We start from the raw sequence: 22323 nt of genomic DNA, 5'->3' as shown, positions 1-22323 counted from the left end.
ACCTCGCCCACGCCCCCGGCGTGGCGACCGCACCAACCAACGATGCGGTCGCCTGCCGGGTTCGTATTGTTCAGGCGTCAGCGATTACTCGCCGGGACCCTTGCAAGCCAGGAGCTGGTCCTTCGTGAAGGAGGTCAGCCCGTCGAGTTCCGTCGTCGTGATGAACGTCGGGTCCTGGCCGGGGATGTAGAGATCGGCGATCTCTTCAGCGTTCTCCTCAGGGGTGAACACCTCGGGAGTGAGCTTCACGTCGCGCTCCACTTCCTCGCCTGCCGCGACCTTCAGAGCCACATTGAGCGCCGCGCCGCCGATGATGGCCGGGTTTGTCACGATGACACCCGGGGCACCTTCGGAAAGCTGCTTGACGAACTCGTTCGACTCCTGCCCACCAACCGGCACGGCCTCTGCGCCAGCAGTCTCCAGGGCGTTGACGACGGTGTACTCCACGCCGGAGGTCCAGACTGCGTCGTACTGCTTGGCGCTGAACTCCTGCACGGCGATCTCCCCGCCCTTGGTGTAGTCCCATCCGGTCCAGACTTCCTTGAGCGTGATGCCCGGGTAGTCCTCCAGCGCAGCCTTCACACCGGTGTCACGGTCGATGTCTGCCTGCACACCCTGGATGCCACGCATGTAGAGGACATCGCCCTCGCCACCGATCATCTCGGCGAGTTTGCGCATCTCCAGCTCTCCCCACGCGACCTGGTCGTTGGTGACCACGTGGGCTTCGGGGGCGGTGACGGCGGAGTCAACTGCCACGACCGTAATGCCCTGGGCATCGGCCTCGGCGATGATCGAGTTGAGCTTCTCCGGGTCGGAGGGGTTCACCACGAGGATGTCGACACCCTGGGAGACCAGGTTCTGCAGGTCCTGGATCTGCTCGGTGGGGCCACCGTTCTTGCTGATGGTGATGACCTTGGAAACTTTGCCGCTCGCAAGAGCCTCCGCCTTGATGGAGCAGATCATCTCTTCCCGCCAGCCGTTGCCGGCGACCGTGTTGCTGATGCCTACAACGAGCTGCGAGTCCTCTCCATCGCCGGCAGGGGCGGCGGATCCTCCGCCGCTGCTGCACCCTGCCGCTGCGAGGGAAGTGAGGACGAGCCCTCCAATGAGGACGCCCAGTGCACGAGACTTCTTCATCTTGGTACTTCCTTGTACTTGTGGTCCTCGCCGTGCGAGGAACCGTTCGGGTTGTCCGACGACATGTCGGGGTGGGCAGCGGCACGGCCGCCTATCGCCTGGTCTTACTGCTGTGAGCTTTTCAGGCTGGCTTTGGGGAACTGCACACCCACGGCGCCCTTGGTCTTCTCGCTGAGGTACGTGCAGTACACCCGCACCTGAACGCCACCGTTCCCGTTGAAGTGCGTGATCGCATCCTTCGGGTCGACCCCGTAGTCCTCGACGAGCCAGTCGAGCAGCCAGAGGTGCGCCTGCCGCACCGCGTCCTCCCACGGACGCTGCGAGGCGAGTTGGATGAGGTGGGTCGGCGTCTCGATCCGGACGAACGGCGGTTGCTTACCCTTGATCACCGAGCACGACAGGGTGACATCGGCCTCGGTCTCGTCCGCAGAGCCCGCGAACTCCGTCGCCTGGCTGGCCTGGACGTCGCCGACGTACAGCAACGCGCCCTCGTGAGCGACCGGGTAGAAGATCCGATGGCCCTTCTTGATGTCGACCACGTCGAGGTTTCCGCCGAAACGGCTCTGCATGGTGAAGGTGTCGAAGCCCTGCTCGGGTCGCCTGGGAGCGAGTCCAAGCGCGCCGATGTGAGGTTCCAGCGGCCAGCTGGCGCCGTTGGTGAGATGAGCGGTGCCGTCCGACGTGGTGCCGCTCGGTCCCGGGCGGTGCTCGACCAGTTCAGTGTATGGCTGGGCCAGTTCGGCGTACTTGCTGCCGACGAGTGCGCCAACGCCTCCCTGTGTGGCTACGAAGCCGACCGGTCCAGGAACGATGTCGAGAATGTCGACGACCAGCGTGTCGCCCGGCTGTGCGCCTTCCACGAAGACCGGGCCGGCGGACGGGTTGGAGAAGCCGTCTGTGAAGATGTGCCCGAGAGTCTCCTCGTTGAGGAGATCGGTGGTCTTCCGGATGCGGCCGTCGAGCGCATCACGCGTCTCCATCACGAACGGCTCACCCTGCGCCACGCGCAGCTGCGGTTCCTTGACCGCGTATTCGTAGGAGGTCGCGTCTTCACGCGAGATCCGCTTCACGTCGCTCACAATGAGCTCCAATCTTCTGGAAGTGATGAGTTTGATTCAGCGGCGCCCAGTCAGGCCGCCACGTCGCGGACTACCGGCCGCTGGGAAGAATGATCTTCCAGTAAGAGTCCTTGTGCGAGATGAAGCCGTTGTCGTCGAGGGCCATGAGGTCGCAGCCCTGAACCTCGATGCGATCTCCTTCGACGGAGTTACCGGTGATCACCCAGCGTGAGACTCCGAACTTGCCCATGGCAAAGTGCTCTTCATTGCCGTAGTGCATGTCGGGCAGCCAGCCGAACCGGTAGGTGAGGATCTCGCGCACGGCGTCATGTCCGACGTAGCGGTTGCCCCAATGGTTCTCGCCACGAGGCGTCTCGAGCACGCAGTCATCGGCGAAGTACTCCATGATGCGGTCGATGTCGTGGCGGTTGAATGCGTCCAGGAACTCGCGAAGGTCGGCTTCCGTCCACTCGCCGGAGCTGATGGGGCTACGGCGCTCGGTGGGCGTTGCGGCGGGTGTCTCAATAGTCATGCCATCATCATATGACCAGATGACTGAGTCGTCTAGCCTCATCTGGAGAAGAAGAACGAGCGCGCAGAGGAGGCTTGAGGGATGGGTTGGACGCATCCGCGAACGGGCGAGAACAAAGACACTGCACGCCGAGATGACCTGCCCGAGCTCCTCAAGTTCGCTGAGCGCCTAGCGCGGAAGGTTGGTATGCGGGCCCGCCGCGCAGCGTTGGATCCCGCGGATGCCACAACGAAAGCGCACGTGGCCGACTGGGTGACTCCAATAGATGTCGAGAGCGAAGCGCTCATCCGTCAGGCGATCACGTCTCGGTATCCGGACCACGCAATCATCGGCGAGGAACTTGCCTCACATGGGGATGCGGACGTGGCTCCTCTCGTCTGGCATGTCGATCCGATAGACGGGACCACGAACTTCGTGTTTGGGCTGGGAAGCGTCTCCGTGAGCATTGGCGCGGTCGACAAGTTCGGCCCCGTCATCGGCGTGGTGCACGATCTCTATCGCGATGAAACGGTCTCTGCAGCGCGCGGCCTCGGCGTGCGTGTCAACGGTGGGGCCGCCCTCGTGCCTGCTCTCGCGACGACAGTCGCCGGCCATGTCGTGCTCACGGAGTGGTCTGGTGGATTCCACCGGTGGCCGGGATTTGATCAGTTCCTTGACTGGACGGTGCGTAGCCAGGGGACCGTTCGCATCATCGGTTCCTGTGCACTGGCTCTCGCCCATGCCGGGCTCGGCCGGGCCGCCGTGACGATCCTCCCTGCTCGCCACAACAGCTGGGATTTGGCGGCAGGGCTCGTCATCGCCAAAGAAGGCGGGTATCGGCTGATGGGGGTGGACGGTGACACGGACGGGCTGCCCTCCACCGGCCTGTTGGTGGCGGCACCGGCCGTGGCGGTGGACGCGTGGAAGGCGTGGCGTCAGGGCGTTGCGGACAGTACCGCGCCGTAACCAGGGTGGGAGGGAGGCCCCCGCCGCGGACTCGCAGTGTGCCCGAATGCTCTGCTGCGCCGCTAGCTGTATGAGGCCATGACGTTGTTGACGGTGGCGGGGGCTGTTGATGCGGGCGGCTGTCCGTCGTGTGCGCCGTGGGGTCGGTGATAGTTGTAGTGCAGATTCCATAGCACGAGACCATCGGCGCGTTCTCGCTCCGAGTGCCAGGCACGGGCGTAGAGAAACTCCTCGGCGAGGATCCGGTTGTAGCGCTCGACTTTCCCGTTGTGGCGTGGCGTGTAGGGCGTGATCCGCTGGTGCCTCGCTGGCAGCACCGCGTCGGCGAACGCCTTGGAGCGGTAGCACGCGCCGTTGTCCGTGACGATGCGCTCGATTGAGGTGATCCCGTGCGCTGCGTACCAGGTTTTCGCGCGGGCGAGGAAGTCGGCTGCGGTGACGCCCTTCTCATCGTCGAGGGCTTCTGTGTAGGCAAGTCGGGTGTGCCCGTCGACTGCAGAGTGGAGATAAACATATCCGCGTCGGGTGCCACGCTTCTTGGTTCGTTCGACGGCGCGAGCTTCCGGACTGTTTCGCCCGTGGATTCGCCAGCCTCCGCCGTCGGGAATGCGACCGACCTTCTTCACATCGAGATGCACCATGTGCCCAGGGCGTTCCGCGACGATTGGCCGCGATGCGCGATTGGCCTCTCCGTTCGGGTCGATGTATTGCCTTCGATTGAGTCCGAGTTGGAGCAGGATGCGCGAGATCGTGCGGCGGCTGATCTCGGTGCCTTCGAGGGCGAGCTCGAACTCGATCCGCGCCGCCGACCATTTGCGTTCTCGACGCATCCGCTCGACGCGGGCAACGACCGCGCCTCCGGTGGCAGTGGGTTGGCGGAGTGGTGTCGAGGAGCGGTCGAGGAGACCGGTCGCGCCGAACTTCTGATAACGATTGACCCACTTCGACGCGGTCGCACGGGAGATGCCCATCTCCGCGGCGACGTGCGCAATCGGACGGCTGCGGCAACGCTCGACAAGCCGCTGCCGCCCTTCAATCGTTAGAGGCGCGTTCTGGTGAACTTTGATGCTCATTCGGCTCGCGATTCGTCAGTCCGGCCCTTCCGGCGTTCGACTCGTCGCCGGTCATCCTGGTGTGCGACGCGGAGGGCCTCGAGCGCGCGGCCCGTGGTTGCGCGCCCGGGGTTCACGATGCAAATCCACCCATATGCCCCGTAGAGGGGATGAGGGAGGAACGCGTCGGTAGTGCTGTAGTCCACGCCATTGCCAGCGATCTGCTCGGGTGGGTATCCAAGGAGTTCGTGGAACACCGCTGGTCCGACGTGAATGTTCAGCCGCCAGCGATCATCGTCATCGAGACGAGACTTGGCGTCGTCCGGGTAATCCTTAGTCACGATCGTTGCGTAGGGCTGGCGGTTCCGGGGCACGAGCCCATCTGGGGAGTAGTAGAAGAAGTAGTCGCCCCACGAGACCTCCGGGTGCGCGTTCCCGGGCAGTGGGGCGAGTTCGAGTAGACCTTCGTAGGTGCGGAGTTCCGCCAGAATCTCTTCCATAGTCATGGTTCGAGTGTGAACTTGAACTGCTTATGGAGGGTTGGTGCGGATGGACGCTGACGTCGGCAACGTAACGCGCTACTCGACGAGTCTTCTCGCCATCGCCTCGGGCTACTCAGTCCAGCAGATCCGAGACCTCGAACACCTCGGCGTGATACCGCCCGCGCTGCGGCAGCCCAACGGATACCGACAGTTCACCGACGCCCACGCGACCGCGCTACGCGCATACCGTCAGCTGGCGATCGCAGTTGGGCCCGTGGTCGCCCGCGCGACGATGCGCGAGATACGTCATCTGCCGTTCGACGAAGCCATCGCCCACATCGTCGCGCTGCACGTCGACCTCGCCCGCGCCCGCAACGACGCCATCGCCGCGCTCAGTGCCTTGGACGCGATCATGGAGGAAGGAGCCCACGACGCGCCCTCGGCGCCGACAGACACGATGAGCATCACCGAACTCTCCGCTGCCCTCGGCGTGCGCTCGTCCACTCTCCGCTTCTGGGAGCGTCAGGGGCTCATCACCCCAGATCGTGAACAACCCCTCGGCGCGCGTCGCTACCCGCCCAAGGCAGTCAGCGACGCCCGGATCGTCACAGCCCTCCGCGCCGGCGGATATCGCATCCCGGCCGTCAGCGCCGTCATGACATCGCTGCGAGAACTCGGTGACACCGGCGACGCACGCGAGGCCCTCCACGACAGGCTGCAGAGCACCGCGGCCCGCTCCTCCGCGCTCCTCCGCGCTGGCACGGACCTCGCGGACCTGTTGAGCTAACCCGTCGTCAACAACGTAATGGCCAGCAACAGCTAGCCGATGGCGTTTACCCACTCCGTGCGGCCGTCCGCGAAGGCCTGCTCCTTCCAGATGGGGACGTTCGCTTTGATGGCGTCCACCAGCGCCATGCAGGCCCCGAACGCATCCCCTCGATGAGCGGACCACACCACGCAGGCAAGGGCGCACTCCCCTACTGTCAGCGCTCCCACTCGGTGGGCCACGCAGAGCGAGACCTCGGGGTGAGCCGCTGCGATCTGGGCGGCCACTGCCTGCAGCACAGCGTCGGCGGTCGGGTGCGCGGAGTACCGGAGCCCGGTGACCGCACGACCCTCATCGTGGTCGCGCACCACACCGTCGAACGACACGCACGCTCCGGCTGTCGGCACGCTTAGATCCGCACTCAGCAGACGCGACGAGATCGGCTTGTCGCTGATGAACGCGGCTCGAACGCGATCTGCCGGATCGGCCGTAGTGAGCGGTTTATTGATCATGCGCGGTTTCTCCGAACGCGTTGGAGGCTGATTTGCTGGTGCGGAATACGAGTGCCGGTGCCGTCAGATGTCAATGCGCCACGCCTCGACAAGTTCCCCTGCCGACACGCGTTCGCTGTCGGCGGGGATTCTAACCAGGAGGGTCGAGCGCGCGAATGAGGCGAGCAGATGCGAGGAGGGTCCGCCGATGAGCTCGACCTGTCCAGCATTCAGCCGTCCTCGCCGGAACTGCTCACGGCCGGGCGGTGACTCCACATCGGTCGCCAAGGGCGCGGTGATGACCGGACGGTCCGGCCACCATCCGTCTGCACCACGCAGCGCTGGCCGGAGGAAGACCTCCGCGCTGACCAGCGCGGACACCGGATTCCCAGGCAACGCGATCACGGGCAGACGAGCTTTCCCCAGTTCCGCCACACCCACGCCCTGAGGGCCGCCCGGTTGCATGGCCACGGTGCCGAAGGCCACACCTCGGTGCCCGAGCGCTTCGCGCACCACTTCATGTGCACCTCTACTGACACCGCCAGCTGTGACCACGAGGTCCACGTCAGGCGCGTGCGCGGTGAGGATGTCGAGCAAGGTTTCGGGGTCGTCCGGGACCGGGCCCGACGAGACGGCCTCAGCTCCCGCATCCCGCAGGACCGCGAGCAGGCCGGGCGTGTTCGCGTCCGGGATCGAGCCCCACAGGTTGGTGCGCCCTGGACGGAGTTCACTTCCGGTAGCCACGACGAGCACACGCAGACGGCGGCGGACGGGGATGTGCGTGAGGCCAGCGGCCGCCATACTCGCGATGGCTGCGGGCGTCAGCGCGGCGCCCGCAGTGAGCAGATGCTCGCCCTCAGCGGCGTCGCTGCCTGCACGGCGGATGAAGGTGCCACCGGCCAGCGGCGAAGAGATGCGGATGCGTTGCCCTGACGCTCCGGCGGGAAACGCGGCAAGTCCGGAGACCTCGATAGGCACGACCGCGTCGGCTCCGGCCGGGATGGGTGCACCGGTCATGACTGCCCACGCCTGCCCTTCCGGCAGTGTCCCCGGCGAATCGCCAGCAGCGATGTGCCCCGTCACGGGAAGGTCGACCGGCGTTTCGGATCGGGCGTGTGCGATATCGCTTGTGCGCACCGCGAAACCATCCATCTGACTGTTGTCGAATGGCGGGAGGGCAGACGGCGCGATGAAGTCCGATCCGAGACAGCGCCCCCGGGAGATGTCCGGGTCGCCCACCGGGAGGCGTTCGTTCCCCCGCCGGATCGTGGCGACAAGAGCCTCGATGGCGGCGCGATGGTCAGCGACAGGCCGTCGTGAGAAAGCGTCGGCTGGCGAAGGCGGCGCAGCAGTCATCCGCCGATTGCACTCATCGTGCGCTGCGGTTGGACGAAGCTCTCGAGGGCGAAGCCGGCCCGATCTGTGCCGTGCGCGCGGGGCTTTCGCCACATCGCTTCCCGCCACGCGTCGCTGATATCAGAGTCGGGGGCCCCGTCGCGGAGGAGGGAAAGCAGATCCGTCTCCTCGTGTGAGAACAAGCAGGACAGCACCCGCCCTTCAGCGGTGAGGCGAGTGCGGGTGCACGCAGCACAGAACGGCTCCGTGACGGAGGAAATCAAGCCGACTCTGCCGATGGCGCGCCCCTCCCCCGCCAGGTCAAACACATCGAACACCTCGGCCGGTGCACCGCCCCTGTCCTCTCCCACAGGACGCAGAGCGTAGAACCGGCTCAGGCTTTCACGCAGGTCAGCGGCGCTCACCACTCGGTCCTCCCGCCAGGCTCGGTCACCATCGAGCGGCATGTGTTCGATGAATCGGAGCTCGTGCCCGCGTTCAAGCGCCCACTTCAGTAGGTGAGGGGCCTCGTGGTCGTTCACACCGCGCAGCAGCACAGCGTTGATCTTGATCGGCGCGAAGCCAGCGTCGTCAGCGGCGCGCAGCCCGGCAAGCACCTGGTCCAGGAACGGCCGACGTGTCAGTTCGTGGAAGGTGTGAGGATCCAAGCTGTCGAGCGAAACGTTCACTCGCGTCATGCCTGCATCGAGGAGTGCCCGCGCACGGCGGTCCAGGCCCACCGCATTCGTCGTCATGGAGATCGGCAATGTCGGGCAGTCGGCACGGATCTGACCCACGATCTGCTCGAGGTCGCGACGGACCAGCGGTTCGCCTCCGGTGAGCCGAAGTTCTTTCACGCCGAGTTCGTGGTGCCCGATCCGTACAAGACGGGCGATCTCGTCGGCGGTCATCAGCATCGCCTTTGGCAACCATGGGAGACCGTCGGCCGGCATACAGTACGCGCACCGCAGGTTGCATTTGTCGATCACGGAAACGCGCAGGTCCGTTGCGACACGTTGGTAACGGTCGCGAAGACTCGCGGCGTGCTGTGGTTGAGATGAGGGCATGTCGTGAGCCTTCAGTACCGCGCAAGGCGGGTGTCAACCTCGCGAGCCCAGGCGTCTATTCCGCCGCGCAGGACCCGCACGTCGTGTCTTCCGCCCGCACGCAACAACAGGTATGCCCTCAGGGCTCGACCATCGAAGTGGCAGTGCACGACCAGCGGTCCGGGCGGAATCGTGGCGATGGCCTCCGCGGTCAGATCCGAAAGCGGGCGCATGATGGAACCGTCGATCCGGGCGATGTCGCGCTCGGCTTCTTCCCGAACATCGAGGATGGTGAGGGAGGGGGCGCCCGCGAGTTCCGCTGCCAGTTCAGCAGGTTCGACCCAGTGGACGTCGTCGTGGCGCGAACGCACAGAAGGGGCGGGTGTTGGCGTACGCGTTCCCGCAGATGGCCGCAAGGTGACTTCGGTGACCGTGCCGTCGGCCAGGTCGAATGCTAGAAGGCGTCCTAGCATCGGTGCCCCGAAGCCGACGATCAGTTTGATGGCGTCCGCGGCCATCCACGAAGCGACGATGCCGCACAGTGGCCCGAGCACACCGACGCTTGCGCAGTTGAGCTCCGTCGCAGAAGGCTCGTCAGGATAGACGTCCCGTAGAGTCACCGCGCCCGTCTGCGCGGCCGCCCAGAAGGTGGAGGCCTGCCCGATTGCTCCGAGCACGGCTCCCCAGATGCAGGGTATGCCTGCGCGCGTGGTGGCATCGGCGATGAGGTACCGCGCCTCATAGTTGTCGGTGCAGTCGATGACCAGGTCGACTTCGGCTACGAGCCCGTCGGCGTTGGCGCGGGTGAGACGTTCGTCGTGGACAGTGGCCCCCACGAGAGGGTTCGCCTCCGCTACGGCTTCCGCCGCCGACAGCGCCTTCGACATGCCTATGTTCGCTTGGTTGTGTACTGTCTGGCGGTGCAGGTTCGATTCGGCGACGGCGTCGTCATCGACGATCACGAGCTCGCCAACGCCGGCACGTGCGAGGTAGTCGATGACGGGCGACCCGAGGCCACCGGAACCGACAACAAGCACCCGGGCGTGGAGGAGCCGGAGTTGCCCGTCGACTCCGATCTCAGGCATCGAGATCTGCCGGGCGTACCTCCGAGTTTCGGCAAACGTGAGGCCGCGCTCCACTCGTCGGCGCAGGGGAATGTGTATCGCTCCCCCATCGGACGTCGGGGGCGTGGCAGCACGGTCGATGGCGGCATCCGTCACGTCGTCACCCCCCTGCGAACGGGGGCAGCACGTCGATGCTGTCACCAGGGTGGAGTTCAGTCCGAGCAGTCGCGTGGCTGCCGTTGACGAGGAATGAGCTGCGCAGGAAGACCGGATCAGTTCCGAACCCGTTCCGTTCGATCAGCAGCTCGATGGTGTCGCCTGGCCGAAGGTCCCAACGCGCGGTGGACGCGCCCGCGCTCGATTTCGCGGCCGCAAAGAAGCGGAGGTCGACGCCAGTCGACGGACGTGTCGCGGCCAGCTGCGCGATGGGTTCGTCAGTCAGTCGAGTCATCGTCGCAGCCACTCTCGCGGATCGGTGTCGCTCACAGGTCGAGGGTGAGGGTGGACGTGCGGGAACGCGACACACACACGTACATGTACTCCCCCTCCGCTTGCTCCTGCTCGCTGAGGATGGAGTCGCGGTGGTCCGGAACGCCTGCGATGACAACCGTCTCGCAGGATCCGCAGGTGCCTTCCCCGCAGGAATTGGGGACGCGCACACCGGCAGCGAGCAGAGCATCGAGCGTGGACTGCTCGGGCGCCACGGGCACTGTCTCGCCAGTGGAGTCGACGATGACCTCGAACGGGATCTCGTGTTCGGGCAGCTCAATGGTCCGTGGAGTGAACCGCTCGACCGTCAGCGCTACTCCGCCGCTGCCGGCGGTCGCCGCGGCGAGACCATCAAGCAGCGGTTCCGGACCGCACGAGAAGATGTGCGATCCGGCGTTGGCGGTGACGATCTGTGCAATGTCCGGTCGGCCGCTCACCGAACTCTCGATGATGGTGACCCGGTCGCCGTGCTGTTCGAACGCATCCAGGAACGGCATGTGCGCTCGATCTCGACCGATATAGACGAGGTTCCAGTCGGCGCCGTACCGGTTCGCCGCCTCCACCATGGGCAGGATGGGTGTGATCCCGATGCCGCCGGCGATGAAGCATGGGCGTGCCGTCGGCCGGAACTCGAAGTGATTGGAGAGCCGGTTCACCAGCACTTCGGCACCGACGGCGAGCTGCTCATGAATGTAGCGGGAGCCGCCGCGGCTGTCGTCGGCGAGCCGCACCGCGATTTTCCAGCGGCCCTTGTCCCGCGGTGAACCGCACAGTGAATACTCGCGGACAATGCCGGTGTCCCCAGCACGGACGGAGATGTGTGCTCCGGCGGTCCAGGAAGGCAGGGTGCTGCCGTCAAGCGGCTCGAGGGTCACGATGGCGACGTTGCTCGCCTCCACCCGGTGCTCCACGACGCGGACCCGGACCAAGGGCTCCGCGGTTGTCGCACTGGGCGAGTCCGCCTGCGATTGCGAAATGACCATGGGACTGTCTCCTTCAGGTTTCCGTTACTCAGTCGGTGGCCTGGGCGGGCTCACGGTCGGTGACGGTAGCGACAGCTCCCACCGAGACCGTGCCCACTTCGGTGACCTCGGCGTAGACGCCGAAGCAGGCCCAGTCGCCCATCGGCTCTACTCGTTTTGTGTTGTATTTCACGAGTGTGCGTAGCGTTCCGCGGTCAACCGGAAGCTCACCGTGGGAGAGGGTCGTCATGATGCATCGGACGGCGTTCATCATCACGACGGACGACACGGAACCCACGGTGAGTGCCTTGTCGAACCACTCGGCTTCGACGAACCCGTCGCCGGTGGTGTCGATGACGAAGTTGGGCCGGTACCGCCGCGGGTCGAAGTTTCCGGCGGGATTGAGTTCCTTGGCGTGTGCGATGGAGGACGTTGTCAGAATGTGGAGATGCCCCAGGTCATAGGAACGGCCCGGCGGCGCCTCGAGGTCGAAGTCGATCTGCAGTTCACCGCGCTCGTTGAGCTTGCCCTTCTCGGAGAAGGAGGTGTCACCGAGCATGTCGAGCCAGATCATCTCGGATGTCGTGGACTCGACCTCGTCCATGCGCTTGAGGCTGACTTCGATTCCGATTGAGGCGGACAGCTTGTCGTCGATGAGGGGATCGGTGCTCAGCACGATGGTGCCGTCGGGGAAGGTGAACCGCAGGGGCGGCAGTGGTTCACCTCTGACCGGTTCTTCGACGTACTCAGCCCGGTACTTCAGCAGGTGCCCCCACTTGCGCGGGTTCTTGGCGTTACCGAGCTTGCCCGTTTCCACGTCGACGAGGGCCCAGACGTGGTCGCCGACCACCCCTGTCTCATCGACCTGAACGCTGGTCAGCTCTTCGCCGAGCATGGACTTCACCGGGTAGCGGAAGATCCGCTGGACCGTACCCACGGTGGTCGGCCGGGTCGCGGATGAGGCGTTTCCAGACGTCATTTCGATTCCCTCAGCTCTGAGAGGAGACGTCCGTGGGTCTGGCGCAGAAGGTACCCAGATCGGGGAAGGTCTACGTGAGACGGCGGGCGTTCTCCACGTTTGCGGGGCCCCGAGGTGGCAGCCCCGACTGCTGTCGCAGTCCTTCCCTCGATGCGGATGGCCGCCCGAGAGGTACGGTGTGATTTTACCATCGCCGGTTCCACCTAGGCCTTGGAGTCGGGCTCGGTGGGCTGGATGCGTTCGGCGTAGACGGTGACCAGCGTGCTCTCGTCGGCGAGCTGTCGCCACTGCGCCATCATGTCGGCCAGTTCGTCGGATCGGAGCGTGTCCTGCCAGGCCTCCCAGCTTTCGACGACGATGTCCTCGACGACGTTGAACGTCGCCCGCTCGGCATCTCCTCCTTTGACCACGTACACCTTGAAGGACAGGCACGAGTCTGCCTGGAGGCAGATCGGCTGGTCCACTGTCCGGGACCATTCCTCGTACGTGGCGACGTCTGTTTCTTCACGGAGACGGTATGTCGCAAATACCTGGGTGGGCATCGTGTGCTCCTTTCATCGCGATCCGCAGGTCAGGTGGGTCGCGGCGGGTTGGGGGTGGGGCGCTGCGCCCCTTGCCGTGGCGCAAGGGGCGCAGCGCAGTCAGGAGGTTTCAGGCTCGAGCGGCCGCAAGCCAGCGGACGAGCTGATCCCAGAACTTGACGTAGCCGGGCCACTCGACGAAGTTGCCGGCCCAGTGCGGGGTGCAGTCAGAGGTGAATGCAGCGCTTCGGCCCTGTCCGTACTCGCCGGTGACAAGCAGCGGGTCGTTGTCGAAGGTCAGCACGGTGAGCGCCTCGGCCTTTGCCTGGACCCGGTTGTATCCCAGGAACCACGGCCACTCCGACGGCAGACCGTCGATGATCGGCGACTCCGAGGTGACGCGCGGGGTCACCCCAGCGGGAGCTTCGTTCCGGTCGTCGTACCCGAGCATGGTGACCGGCAGCACGTCGGCAACGGGGGTGCCGTAGTAGCGCGCCTTGCCCTCTCGTCCAGAGAAGGACATCCAGCCACCGATCATGGCGAAACCGGCCCCTTCGCTGACGTGGTCGCGCAGCAGTCCAAGGAAGTCTCCGGTGCGCTGCGCGCGTGCGAGAGTGTCCGGGTGTAGCAGCAGGTTGTCAGCTCCCACGTCGCTGAAGAGGATGACGTCGTATTGCGAGATGGCTTCGACTGTCCTCGGCACTTCGGCGAGAGCGACATCGTTTCCGAGATGGACGACTTCGTGGCCTGCCGAGGTCAGCGCGTCGATCAGGGGCGCAGCCTCGTTGACCGAGGAGCCGGTGCCGTACGTGGTGATGCCCTTGATGTGCGTTTCCGCGATCACCCAGGTTTCACCGACCAAGAGAATCTTCATTTTCCTGCTTTCTAACTGTTGGCGGCCGCGCTCGCGCAGCGCCCGTGTTGTTCGTGGCTGTGTCGTCTAGATGTGTGTGGGGTCTGCGGGAGCCTCCTGGTGACGTCTCCTCGGCTACTCACGGTGGAGCGCCATCGGCGGGGTCATGGTTTTAGGTGGTGCGTTGGCCGGAGATGCGGACGTAGACCCAGGCGAGGGCGAGGACGATGGCGCCGAAGATGATTTGTCTCATCGCTTCGCTGGTGTCCAGGGTGAGGAGGAGGCGGTTGAGGAGGGTGAGGATGAGGACGCCCATGATGGTGCCGCCGTAGCCGCCGATGCCGCCGAGGATGGAGGTTCCGCCGATGACGACGGCGGCGATGGCGGGTAGGAGGTAGCCGTTGGTTTGGTCGGGTCCGATGGAGGAGGAGATGCCGGAGAACAGCAGCCCGCCGAGAGTGGCGAGCAGTCCGGACATGGCGTAGACGGCGATGAGGACCAGGGGGACGCGGATGCCGCCGAGTCGGCTGGCGGTGGGGTTGTCGCCGATGGCGTAGATGGCTCGTCCGAGTCCGGTTTGCTTGAGTCCCCAGATCAGGGCGATGGAGAGGGGGATCCAGACCAGGGCGCTGGCGGGGATGGGTCCGATGAGGGATCCGCCGCCAAGGTAGGACACGATGGGGAGGATGTCTTTGGATCCGGCCAGGATGCCTCCGGTTTTCATTCCGACGATGGTCAGTCCGAGGAGGATGGAGGAGACGCCGAGGGTCATGATCAGCGCGTTGACTTTAAACACGCCGATGCCGATGCCGTTGAGGACGCCGACGATCAGGCCGATGCCGAACGCGAATGCGAGGGCTTCGAGCTGGCTGGCGCCGGCGAAGTTCGCGGCGACGTAGGCGGCGAGGTTGGCGGTCATGGTGATGCTCATGTCGATGCCGCCGGTGAGCATGGCCAGGGTTTGCGCGGCGGCGAAGATGCCCAGTGGGGCGGCCAGCAGCAGGATGGAGCGCACTCCCGCGGCGGAGAACATCGTGGGGTCCAGCAGCCCGGTGATGATGTAGAGCACGATGAAGACCAGGCCCAGCACCAGGACGGGTTGACGGCGGAGGGTCTCGCCCAGGCTGCGCTTGGGTCGTGGTTCGGTGCTGGTGGCCGGCGGGGTTGCCTCGGCCTTGAGGTTCGCGTTCATGACACTCTCCTTCGTGTCTGTAGCCAGCCGCCGATGAGGACGACGATGATGAGGATCACGCCGCGGACGGTCTCGGCGGTGTTCGGGTCGATTCCCAGGCCGAGCATCAGGGCGGGGATCAGGCTGAGGATGAAGGCGGCCAGCACGGGGCCGATCATGCCGCCGGTGCCGCCTTGCAGGGCGATGCCGCCGAGGACGACCGCGGCGACGGCGCTCAGCAGCAGCCCCAGGCCGATGCTCGCTCGCGGTTCCCCGCTGGCGGTGTAGGCGGTGGTGACGATGCCGGCCAGGCCGCAGAAGAACCCGGACACGGCGTAGGCGAGCACGCGGGTGCGTCCCACGTTCACACCGGCTAGGAACGCGGCCTGCTTGTCGCTTCCGATGGCGTAGAGCGCCTTCCCATAACGGCTGCGCGAGAGCGGGAACCACACCAGCAGCAGCGGAACGATCAGCCACAGCAGCGACGGCAGCGGGTTGGAGAAGTCACCCACGATCAGGCTCACGAACTCCGGCGAGGTGCCCCCACCCGGCCCACCCAGGATCATCAACGCCACCCCGGGAAGGATGAAGCTCATCGCCAGGGTGACCACGATGTCGGGCACCCCGGAGATCACCGAGATCCACCCCATCAGCGCGGACACCACCACGGCCAGCACGATGGACAGCAACGCGATCAGCAGACACGCGACCAGGCCCTGTCCTTCCATCAGCCAGGCCGAGAAGCAGTTGATGAAGACGACCATCGACCCGACAGCGAAGTTGAACCCGCCGGTGATGACCACCACACCGAGGGCGACAGCCACCAGTGCGAGAGACAGCGACCCGGCCGTGATCGTGCGGACCGCGAAACCACCGAACATCGGCAGCTGACTGGCCCGCCAGAACACCAACACGATCAACAGCACCGCGATGGCAACAACCCAGCCGTATCGCTCACGGAACCGCTGCAACGGTGTGGACGGGACCGGCAGACTCGTGGTCGAGACCAGAGCGGGGGGTGGCGCGCTCATTCGCTGACCTCCTCTTCGACGACGCCATACATGGCGTTCAGCATCTCTTTCTCAGTAGCCCGGGGGTTCAACTCCCCGACGATGGTTCCCCGGCGAAGCACCAGGATCCGGTCACACACCAAGTTCGCCTCACGCAGCTCACTCGTATACATCAGGACCGCCTTGCCATCGGCCGCCAGATCACGCACCAGGTCATAGATCTGATGCTTCGCACCGATATCGATCCCCCGGGTGGGGTCGAACAGCAGGATCGTGTCGAAGCCTGCCGCCAACCACCGGCCAATCGTCAGCTTCTGCTGATTACCACCAGACAGCCGGCGGCTCTGCGCCGCCGCACGCGTATCAATCGACAACCGGTCGATCACCGAGGAGACAACCTTGCGTTCCTTCGTGAGACTGAACGGCCCCCACTTACGCAACGGTGCATGAAGCGGCAACGCAATCGACTCATGCACCGGACGCTGCGGCAGCAACGCCATCAACCGGTCACTGGGCACCAGAACGAGCCCCTTGCGGATCGCGTCAGCCGGATGCGAAGCCTTCAGCTGGGTCCCCCGCAACGTCACCGCACCCGAACGGAGCCGGGTCTGCCCCGCCAAGCAAGAGAACAGATCATCCTGCCCCTGCCCCTCCAACGCGATGATGCCCACCACCTCGCCCGCACGAACATCGAAGGTGACATCCTCAGCCAGGCCACTGGACACCAGCTCCGCTTTGAGAAAGGTGTCGCCGAGTTCGACGGGAGCACGCTCGATGAAGTCCGACCGGTCAACGGCGGCCTCCTCACCGAGCATGGAGGCGACGATGCGGCGTTCACCACCCTCCGTGGGAGCGAACGTGGCGACGGTGTAACCGTCGCGGAAAACCGTGCACATCGTGCAGTACCGGATCACCTCGTCCAGACGATGAGAGATGAACAGCACCGCCCGGTCGCGGGAGACCTGCTCAGCCATCACATCGAAGACCTTCTCCGCCAGGTCACGGGGCAGCGCCGCCGTGATCTCGTCGAGGATCAGCAGTCGCGGCTCATGGCTCAGCGCCCGCGCCAGATCGATCATCCGCTGAAACGGCAGCGGAATCCGGCTCGCCTTCTCGCGCAGGTCTAGTTCGCCTAGACCCATCTTCTCCAGCTCCGCGCGCACGCGCGGCACCGAGCTGCCGGTGAGCTGACAGTTCTCAATCACCGTCAAATCGGGAATGAGCGCGGGATCCTGGAACACCGACGCGATGCCACGCGCCAGACCCTTATGCGGGTTCGCGAGCGCGAGCGGACCATCGTCCATCTCCAGCGTCCCCGCATCCAGCCCGACGACCCCGGTCAGGATCTTCACGAACGTCGACTTACCCGCACCGTTCGCACCCAGCAGCGCGTGCGCCTCACCGGGGCGCACCTCCAAGTCCACGGACTTCAAAGCGCGCACCGCGCCATACGACTTAGACACACCCGTAGCAGTAAGCAACGGCTCCACCATCAGCCCTCTCCAACCTCCCAAGACCAACCCCAGCGGTGGGGGTGGGGGCGGCCGCGGGATCGCCGCGCGGCCGCCCTTTGATGTGATGTGCTCAGCGCCCTGCGATTACTCGCCGGGACCCTTGCACGCCAGGACCTGCTCTTCGGTGTACGTCGTCAGGCCCGGCACCGACAGCGTGGTCTGGAATCGCGGCGGCTGGCCCGGCAGGTACATGTCCTTGATCTCGTCGGCGTTGTCGGTCGAGTTGAACGTTTCCGGCGTGATCACGGTGCTGTAGGGCACGTCCTCGCCGTCGAGCACGCGGAGTGCGACGTTCAGGCCGGCGCCTCCGATGGCGGGCGGGTTTGTCACGATGACGCCCTGGGCTCCTTCGGAGAGCAGCTTGATGAACTCGTTGGAACCCTCACCAGCAACGGGCACGGGCTCAGCCCCAGCGGTTTCGATGCCCTTGACCACGGGGAAGTCGGCCCCCGAGCTCCAGACGCCGTCGTACTGCTTCGCGGTGAACTCCTGGACGGCAACTTCGCCGGCCTTGGTGTAGTCCCAGCCCATCCAGACTTCCTTGATGGTGATGCCGGGGTAGTCCTCGAGCGCAGCCTTCACGCCGGTGTCCCGGTCGGTGTCGGCCTGGACACCCTGGATGCCGCGCATGTAGAGGACATCGCCCTCGCCACCGATCATCTCGGCCAGGCCGCGCATCTCGAGCTCACCGACAGCCACCTGGTCGTTGGTGACCATGTGGGTGTTCGGTGCGGTGACGGTCGAGTCCACGACGACGACCGTGATGCCCTGCGCCTGTGCCTCGGCGATGATGGAGTTGAGCTTCTCCGGGTCGGACGGGTTGACGACGAGGATGTCGACTCCCTGCGAGATGAGGTTCTGCAGGTCCTGGATCTGCTCGGTCGGGCCACCATCCTTGCTGACGGTGATGACCTCGGAAACCTTGCCGCTGGCAAGAGCCTCCGCCTTGATGGAACAGATCATTTGCTCGCGCCACAGGCTGCTGGCGAGCGTGTTGCTGATACCGACGACGTACTGCTGATCTTCGCCGCCATCGCCGCCGGGGGCAGGTTCGGCGGTTGCGCCGCCGCTGCTGCAGCCCGCGATGGCGAGAGAGGTGAGGACGAGGCCCCCAACGAGGACGCTCAGTGCACGAGATTTCTTCATTGCTGTACTTCCTGTTCTGTGATGGATGGGGTGATACGCGTGTTGCAAGGGTTCAGTTGGCGAGGAGTTTTGCAGCGGCAGAGTCGTAGCGAAGTGCGTATGCGCTGCGCGCGGGCTGGGCCTGCGCCACCTCCCGTCCGTTGAGCAGGACCATCAGCGCCCGGCCGCGCACGAGGTGGCCGAGGTCGACCAGTTCGGCGGTAGAAGGCGGGTCCTGGTACTTGGCGAGTTCGGTCATGTAGACGTCGATGAGGGTGGAGCGCTCGAGGCCACGGTCATGGAGCTGCAGGTAGCACAAGGCGATAGCGATGTCGGCGAGGAGAGTGCCGACGACTGCGTCGCCGAAGTCGATCAGCCCTGACACTGCACCGTCGGTGCAGAGGACGTTGGAGAGATTGAAGTCTCCGAAGATGAACTGCTCCGCGGTATAGGGGCTGACCGGGCGCCGACGATCGTAGACGGAAGCAACTCCCGAGAAGATCTCAGCTGCGAGCTTCAGCTCGTCGGGCGCAAGATAGCGTTCCAGGTCGTAGTTGTCCGCGCGGAATGAGCCGAGGTCCCAGGGCCGCGGGTAGGCCCGCATGTCGAGGTCGGGTGTGAAACCCGCGTACTGCTGAGAGGACTGGTACTGGAGGTAGGCGACGTCCTGGACGAGTGCACTGGTCAGCTCGACATCTGAGATCGATGCGCCCTGCTGAAACGTCATCAGCATGGTCGTTACATCGCCGTCGAAGGTCAGCTGCTCGCCCGCTTCGTTCGCGATCACGGCGGGCACCAAGTCGCTCAGCAAGCGCTCCTCACGCAGACGCGATTGTGCCTGCGCCTGCAGCGTGAGACTCCACCTTCCGAAGTGATCCGTCGTCGTCTTGGCGACGACAGTGCCGCTCAACGTCTCGATGATCGCAGTGAGATCCGCTTCGGAGGGCACTGGTCGCAGCGACGAGACGAACCCCACGCCGTATCCCTCTTCGATGACTTCGCGCAGGTACTGCTCAGAGGCGTTCTTGTGCTCCGCGCGCTCTTGCTGTTTGTGCATAGTCACGGACTGTAGGGGCAAGACAGTGATCGGTTCAATCACTCTTGACGTTCGATTTGATACTCTTACGTGGTCGAAACGTGCCGGAAACAGGTGGTCGCTGACGGCGTTGCTGACACCGGTCGGCGCCGCTTCGGGCCGCCGCGCATCAGCTACTGCCGTGTCTGCGGTAGCGGCTGTTTCGCCTAGTACGGCACCCAGCGAATGGGAGTTGTTCATCGAGTACTTCCTTGTACTTGAGGTCTTCAATCAGCCGATGAACCAGAAGGTCTCGGCAGGTATCGGGTAGGCGATGCGTCGGCGCTCCGCCAGGCGTTAGTGCTGCGTACTCTCCAGGTCGGGTTTCGGTGACATCTCTCCTGCCGCGTCGTGGGTGGCGACGTCGTGGAGGGCGGCGGTGTAGGCGTTGTTGAACCAGGTGAGGTCTTCGGGTGAGAAGGTGAGGGGCGGTCGGATTTTGAGGACCTGGCCGGCGGGGCCGACGGCGGAGATGAGGACGCCGTGGTCTTTCATGGCATCGACGAGGCGTTGGGTGGTGGCCCCGTCGGGTGTGCGGGTGGTGCGGTCGGTGACGATCTCCACGCCCAGGAACAGGCCGGTGCCGCGGACGTCGCCGATGAATTCGTAGTCGCGGGAGAGGTTGTTGATCGAGTTCTGCAGTGCTTGGCCCATGACGTCGGCGTTGCGCATGAGTCCGTTCTCGACTTCGTCGAGGACGACGGCGGCTGCGGCGATGGTGGCCGGGTTTCCGCCGAAGGTGTTGAAGTAGCGGTGGTCGGCGGCGTAGGCGTCGCTGAGCTCGCTGCTCATGCCCAGGCACCCGACCGGCAGTCCACCGGCCATCGGCTTCCCGCAGACGAGGAAGTCGACGTCGTGGGTGTGTCGCAGCACTCCCCACATCGCTGTCCCGGAGCGGCCCATGCCGGGCTGGACCTCATCGGCAAGGACGAGGCCGCCGGCTTCGCGGACAGCAGCGAATGCCTCGTTGAGCATCCCGGGGGTGCCGGGGTAGATGCCGTCGCTGGACATGATGGTGTCCAGCACCAGCAATGAGACCCCGTGGCCGTGACGGTTCAGGTCATGGATGGCGCGGCGGACGGACTCGGCGAAGATCGTGCCGGCGTTGTCGCCGTCGCGGTAGGTATCGGGCGCGTCCACGGTGCGCACGTGAGGCCCAATCGGCATCGCACCACCGTTCTCCGGGGTGATCTGCGAGGTCAGGCCCGTCACACCGTGGTACGCGTTCGTGGTGACGATGATGCCGTCGTTGCCGGTGCGCCACCGCGCGATCTGGATGGCCAGGTCATTGGCCTCGGACCCGGAGTTGGTGAACACCACCCGGTCCATCCCGACAGGGAAGGTGGCCGTGAGCCGCTCGGCGTACTCGACAATCCCGTCCTGCAGGTACCGGGTGTGGGTGTTCATCACCAGCAGCTGACGATGCACCGCTTCCGCAATAGCCGGGTTGGAGTGACCGGTGGCCTGCACATTGTTATACGCATCCAGGTACTCCCGGCCCGCGCTGTCGAACACCCGAGTGCCCGAAGCTCGCGTCATATGAAACGGCGCCGTATAGAACAACGGGTAGATATCCCCCAGCACCGCCCGCCGCCGGTCGAGCAAAGCTGCATCATCCGCAGACAGACCATCAGTCTGACCAGGAGTGAACCCGTTGATCATGGGCATAGCTGAAATCCGATCCAATACACGAACAAAGACACATCAACCCACCAACAACGCCGCCGCAGCCGCGTCATAGCGCAGCGCGTACTCACTGCGGAACGGCTCCGCTGCCGCCACTTCACGACCGTTAAGCAGCACCATGAGCGCACGCGCCCGGACCAGATGACCGAGGTCGACCAGTTCGGAACTCGAAGGCGGGTCCTGATGCTTGGCGAGCTCCGTCATGTAGACATCGAGCAGTTCGGTCTGCGAAATTCCGCGGTCGTGCAACTGCAGGTAGCACAGCGCGATGGCGATGTCGGCGAGCTGGTTACCGACAACCGCGTCACCGAAATCGATCAGCCCGGTGACCACTCCGTCAGTGCACAGCACGTTGGAGAGGTTGAAATCACCGAAGATAAACTGCTCGGCGGTATAGGGGCTGCCATTCTTCGGCCTATCGTTCACGGCCGTGGCCCCAGCGAACACCTCCTCTGCCAGCTTGAGGACATCGGGCTCGAGGTAGCGCTCGAGTTCATAGTCGGCGGGACGGAATGAGCCGAGGTCCCAGGGGCGCGGATATGCATGCGTGTCGACGCTGGGTCGAAACTCGGCGTACTGCTTCGCGGACTTGTGCTGCAGGTACGCAACTTCCCGGATCAACGAATCCGTCAGCTCCACCTCGGAGATCGACGCGCCTCGTTGGAATGTCATGAGCATTGTCGTCGCCGGCCCGTCGTGGGTGAGGAACTCACCGGCCCGATTGGCGATCACACCGGGAACAAGGCGCTCCAGCTCGGGCTCGTCACGCAGACGCAGCTGGGCCTCCGCCTGCAGGGTGAGGCTCCACCTGCCGAACTGGTCAGTGGTCGTCTTGGCGACCACGGTCGTACGAGGGGTTTCGACGATTGCGGTCAGATCCGCCTCAGAGGGCACCTCACGAAACGCCTCCACGGAGCCGACGCCATACGCCCGCTCAATGACGTCTCGTACATAGTGCTCCGAAGCGATCATCCGTCTCGCCCTCTCTTCCTTGACCGGTGAGACCTCTTGACGCACTCTACGACAGGAC

The 22323-nt window shown here is 64.9% G+C and carries 23 protein-coding genes; 2 read left to right on the top strand and 21 right to left on the bottom strand.

The window, feature by feature from the left end; translation table 11 throughout:
• Window positions 1-84: 84 nt before the first annotated feature.
• From AC3ANN_RS01560 to AC3ANN_RS01550, 3 genes are all read right to left on the bottom strand, one after another.
• Window positions 85-1137: a substrate-binding domain-containing protein gene (locus AC3ANN_RS01560; RefSeq protein ID WP_488339259.1), complete on the bottom strand. Its 1053-nt coding sequence runs from the start codon at window positions 1135-1137 to the stop codon at window positions 85-87.
• Window positions 1138-1241: 104 nt separating this feature from the next.
• Window positions 1242-2216 (bottom strand): acetamidase/formamidase family protein, encoded by a 975-nt coding sequence (locus AC3ANN_RS01555; RefSeq protein ID WP_488339258.1) that lies wholly within the window; start codon window positions 2214-2216, stop codon window positions 1242-1244.
• Between the two features lie 70 nt (window positions 2217-2286).
• Window positions 2287-2727 carry a nuclear transport factor 2 family protein gene (locus tag AC3ANN_RS01550; protein ID WP_488339257.1) on the bottom strand — a complete coding sequence of 147 codons (441 nt, stop codon included), beginning with the start codon at window positions 2725-2727 and terminating at the stop codon, window positions 2287-2289.
• Window positions 2728-2808: 81 nt separating this feature from the next.
• Between AC3ANN_RS01550 and AC3ANN_RS01545 the strand changes: the two genes are divergently transcribed.
• Window positions 2809-3672, top strand: coding sequence for an inositol monophosphatase family protein (locus AC3ANN_RS01545; RefSeq protein WP_488339256.1), 864 nt, complete (start codon window positions 2809-2811; stop codon window positions 3670-3672).
• A 62-nt stretch (window positions 3673-3734) separates the two neighbouring features.
• Here AC3ANN_RS01545 and AC3ANN_RS01540 read toward each other — a convergent pair whose 3' ends face one another.
• Window positions 3735-4745 (bottom strand): IS481 family transposase, encoded by a 1011-nt coding sequence (locus tag AC3ANN_RS01540; RefSeq protein ID WP_488339255.1) that lies wholly within the window; start codon window positions 4743-4745, stop codon window positions 3735-3737.
• Window positions 4742-5230, bottom strand: coding sequence for a DUF6194 family protein (locus tag AC3ANN_RS01535; protein WP_488339254.1), 489 nt, complete (start codon window positions 5228-5230; stop codon window positions 4742-4744). Before AC3ANN_RS01535 ends, AC3ANN_RS01540 begins: the two co-directional genes overlap by 4 nt.
• 43 nt (window positions 5231-5273) lie before the next feature.
• Here AC3ANN_RS01535 and AC3ANN_RS01530 point away from each other — a divergent pair, with 43 nt between their 5' ends.
• Window positions 5274-5993, top strand: coding sequence for a MerR family transcriptional regulator (locus AC3ANN_RS01530; RefSeq protein WP_488339253.1), 720 nt, complete (start codon window positions 5274-5276; stop codon window positions 5991-5993).
• A 32-nt stretch (window positions 5994-6025) separates the two neighbouring features.
• Here AC3ANN_RS01530 and AC3ANN_RS01525 read toward each other — a convergent pair whose 3' ends face one another.
• The 16 genes from AC3ANN_RS01525 to AC3ANN_RS01450 form a co-directional block, all read right to left on the bottom strand.
• A complete protein-coding gene (locus AC3ANN_RS01525) occupies window positions 6026-6484 on the bottom strand; it encodes a molybdenum cofactor biosynthesis protein MoaE (protein WP_488339252.1) in 459 nt (152 codons plus the stop codon).
• 63 nt (window positions 6485-6547) lie between these two features.
• On the bottom strand, window positions 6548-7819 hold the full coding sequence (locus tag AC3ANN_RS01520) for a molybdopterin molybdotransferase MoeA (RefSeq protein WP_488339251.1): 1272 nt from the start codon (window positions 7817-7819) through the stop codon (window positions 6548-6550).
• The gene (gene moaA / locus AC3ANN_RS01515; RefSeq protein ID WP_488339250.1) at window positions 7816-8865 is read right to left on the bottom strand and encodes a GTP 3',8-cyclase MoaA; all 1050 of its coding nucleotides are present in this window, start codon (window positions 8863-8865) and stop codon (window positions 7816-7818) included. The genes AC3ANN_RS01520 and moaA overlap by 4 nt, the downstream gene beginning before the upstream one ends.
• Before the next feature lie 11 nt (window positions 8866-8876).
• Window positions 8877-10064: a ThiF family adenylyltransferase gene (locus tag AC3ANN_RS01510; RefSeq protein WP_488339249.1), complete on the bottom strand. Its 1188-nt coding sequence runs from the start codon at window positions 10062-10064 to the stop codon at window positions 8877-8879.
• A 4-nt stretch (window positions 10065-10068) separates the two neighbouring features.
• Window positions 10069-10371: a MoaD/ThiS family protein gene (locus AC3ANN_RS01505; RefSeq protein ID WP_488339248.1), complete on the bottom strand. Its 303-nt coding sequence runs from the start codon at window positions 10369-10371 to the stop codon at window positions 10069-10071.
• A gap of 19 nt (window positions 10372-10390) precedes the next feature.
• Window positions 10391-11380 carry a PDR/VanB family oxidoreductase gene (locus AC3ANN_RS01500; protein WP_488339247.1) on the bottom strand — a complete coding sequence of 330 codons (990 nt, stop codon included), beginning with the start codon at window positions 11378-11380 and terminating at the stop codon, window positions 10391-10393.
• A gap of 28 nt (window positions 11381-11408) precedes the next feature.
• On the bottom strand, window positions 11409-12338 hold the full coding sequence (locus AC3ANN_RS01495; RefSeq protein WP_488339246.1) for an MOSC domain-containing protein: 930 nt from the start codon (window positions 12336-12338) through the stop codon (window positions 11409-11411).
• Between the two features lie 203 nt (window positions 12339-12541).
• Window positions 12542-12880, bottom strand: coding sequence for a hypothetical protein (locus AC3ANN_RS01490; protein ID WP_488339245.1), 339 nt, complete (start codon window positions 12878-12880; stop codon window positions 12542-12544).
• A gap of 109 nt (window positions 12881-12989) precedes the next feature.
• Window positions 12990-13733 (bottom strand): glutamine amidotransferase, encoded by a 744-nt coding sequence (locus AC3ANN_RS01485; protein WP_488339244.1) that lies wholly within the window; start codon window positions 13731-13733, stop codon window positions 12990-12992.
• Window positions 13734-13884: 151 nt separating this feature from the next.
• Window positions 13885-14904: an ABC transporter permease gene (locus AC3ANN_RS01480; protein WP_488339243.1), complete on the bottom strand. Its 1020-nt coding sequence runs from the start codon at window positions 14902-14904 to the stop codon at window positions 13885-13887.
• Entirely contained in the window at window positions 14901-15914 is a 1014-nt protein-coding gene (locus AC3ANN_RS01475) for an ABC transporter permease (protein WP_488339242.1), read from the bottom strand. The genes AC3ANN_RS01480 and AC3ANN_RS01475 overlap by 4 nt, the downstream gene beginning before the upstream one ends.
• Window positions 15911-17386 carry a sugar ABC transporter ATP-binding protein gene (locus AC3ANN_RS01470; RefSeq protein ID WP_488339241.1) on the bottom strand — a complete coding sequence of 492 codons (1476 nt, stop codon included), beginning with the start codon at window positions 17384-17386 and terminating at the stop codon, window positions 15911-15913. The genes AC3ANN_RS01475 and AC3ANN_RS01470 overlap by 4 nt, the downstream gene beginning before the upstream one ends.
• 105 nt (window positions 17387-17491) lie before the next feature.
• Window positions 17492-18601: a substrate-binding domain-containing protein gene (locus tag AC3ANN_RS01465; RefSeq protein ID WP_488339240.1), complete on the bottom strand. Its 1110-nt coding sequence runs from the start codon at window positions 18599-18601 to the stop codon at window positions 17492-17494.
• A gap of 4 nt (window positions 18602-18605) precedes the next feature.
• A complete protein-coding gene (locus AC3ANN_RS01460; protein WP_488339239.1) occupies window positions 18606-19589 on the bottom strand; it encodes a phosphotransferase enzyme family protein in 984 nt (327 codons plus the stop codon).
• Between the two features lie 315 nt (window positions 19590-19904).
• Window positions 19905-21275 carry an aspartate aminotransferase family protein gene (locus AC3ANN_RS01455; RefSeq protein ID WP_488339238.1) on the bottom strand — a complete coding sequence of 457 codons (1371 nt, stop codon included), beginning with the start codon at window positions 21273-21275 and terminating at the stop codon, window positions 19905-19907.
• A gap of 36 nt (window positions 21276-21311) precedes the next feature.
• A complete protein-coding gene (locus AC3ANN_RS01450; RefSeq protein ID WP_488339237.1) occupies window positions 21312-22265 on the bottom strand; it encodes a phosphotransferase enzyme family protein in 954 nt (317 codons plus the stop codon).
• Between the last annotated feature and the right edge of the window lie 58 nt (window positions 22266-22323).

This window comes from Microbacterium sp. STRO-2N (genome assembly GCF_057747775.1).
This window is presented reverse-complemented; position numbering and strand designations above follow the sequence as displayed.

Bases quoted from the DNA above. Each gene is read 5' to 3' on its own strand.
- AC3ANN_RS01560 (WP_488339259.1), bottom strand. From the start codon at position 1,137: ATGAAGAAGTCTCGTGCACTGGGCGTCCTCATTGGAGGGCTCGTCCTC.
- AC3ANN_RS01550 (WP_488339257.1), bottom strand. From the start codon at position 2,727: ATGACTATTGAGACACCCGCCGCAACGCCCACCGAGCGCCGTAGCCCC.
- AC3ANN_RS01545 (WP_488339256.1), top strand. From the start codon at position 2,809: ATGGGTTGGACGCATCCGCGAACGGGCGAGAACAAAGACACTGCACGC.
- AC3ANN_RS01540 (WP_488339255.1), bottom strand. From the start codon at position 4,745: ATGAGCATCAAAGTTCACCAGAACGCGCCTCTAACGATTGAAGGGCGG.
- AC3ANN_RS01535 (WP_488339254.1), bottom strand. From the start codon at position 5,230: ATGACTATGGAAGAGATTCTGGCGGAACTCCGCACCTACGAAGGTCTA.
- AC3ANN_RS01530 (WP_488339253.1), top strand. From the start codon at position 5,274: ATGGACGCTGACGTCGGCAACGTAACGCGCTACTCGACGAGTCTTCTC.
- AC3ANN_RS01525 (WP_488339252.1), bottom strand. From the start codon at position 6,484: ATGATCAATAAACCGCTCACTACGGCCGATCCGGCAGATCGCGTTCGA.
- AC3ANN_RS01520 (WP_488339251.1), bottom strand. From the start codon at position 7,819: ATGACTGCTGCGCCGCCTTCGCCAGCCGACGCTTTCTCACGACGGCCT.
- moaA (WP_488339250.1), bottom strand. From the start codon at position 8,865: ATGCCCTCATCTCAACCACAGCACGCCGCGAGTCTTCGCGACCGTTAC.
- AC3ANN_RS01500 (WP_488339247.1), bottom strand. From the start codon at position 11,380: ATGGTCATTTCGCAATCGCAGGCGGACTCGCCCAGTGCGACAACCGCG.
- AC3ANN_RS01495 (WP_488339246.1), bottom strand. From the start codon at position 12,338: ATGACGTCTGGAAACGCCTCATCCGCGACCCGGCCGACCACCGTGGGT.
- AC3ANN_RS01490 (WP_488339245.1), bottom strand. From the start codon at position 12,880: ATGCCCACCCAGGTATTTGCGACATACCGTCTCCGTGAAGAAACAGAC.
- AC3ANN_RS01485 (WP_488339244.1), bottom strand. From the start codon at position 13,733: ATGAAGATTCTCTTGGTCGGTGAAACCTGGGTGATCGCGGAAACGCAC.
- AC3ANN_RS01480 (WP_488339243.1), bottom strand. From the start codon at position 14,904: ATGAACGCGAACCTCAAGGCCGAGGCAACCCCGCCGGCCACCAGCACC.
- AC3ANN_RS01475 (WP_488339242.1), bottom strand. From the start codon at position 15,914: ATGAGCGCGCCACCCCCCGCTCTGGTCTCGACCACGAGTCTGCCGGTC.
- AC3ANN_RS01470 (WP_488339241.1), bottom strand. From the start codon at position 17,386: ATGGTGGAGCCGTTGCTTACTGCTACGGGTGTGTCTAAGTCGTATGGC.
- AC3ANN_RS01460 (WP_488339239.1), bottom strand. From the start codon at position 19,589: ATGCACAAACAGCAAGAGCGCGCGGAGCACAAGAACGCCTCTGAGCAG.
- AC3ANN_RS01455 (WP_488339238.1), bottom strand. From the start codon at position 21,275: ATGCCCATGATCAACGGGTTCACTCCTGGTCAGACTGATGGTCTGTCT.
- AC3ANN_RS01450 (WP_488339237.1), bottom strand. From the start codon at position 22,265: ATGATCGCTTCGGAGCACTATGTACGAGACGTCATTGAGCGGGCGTAT.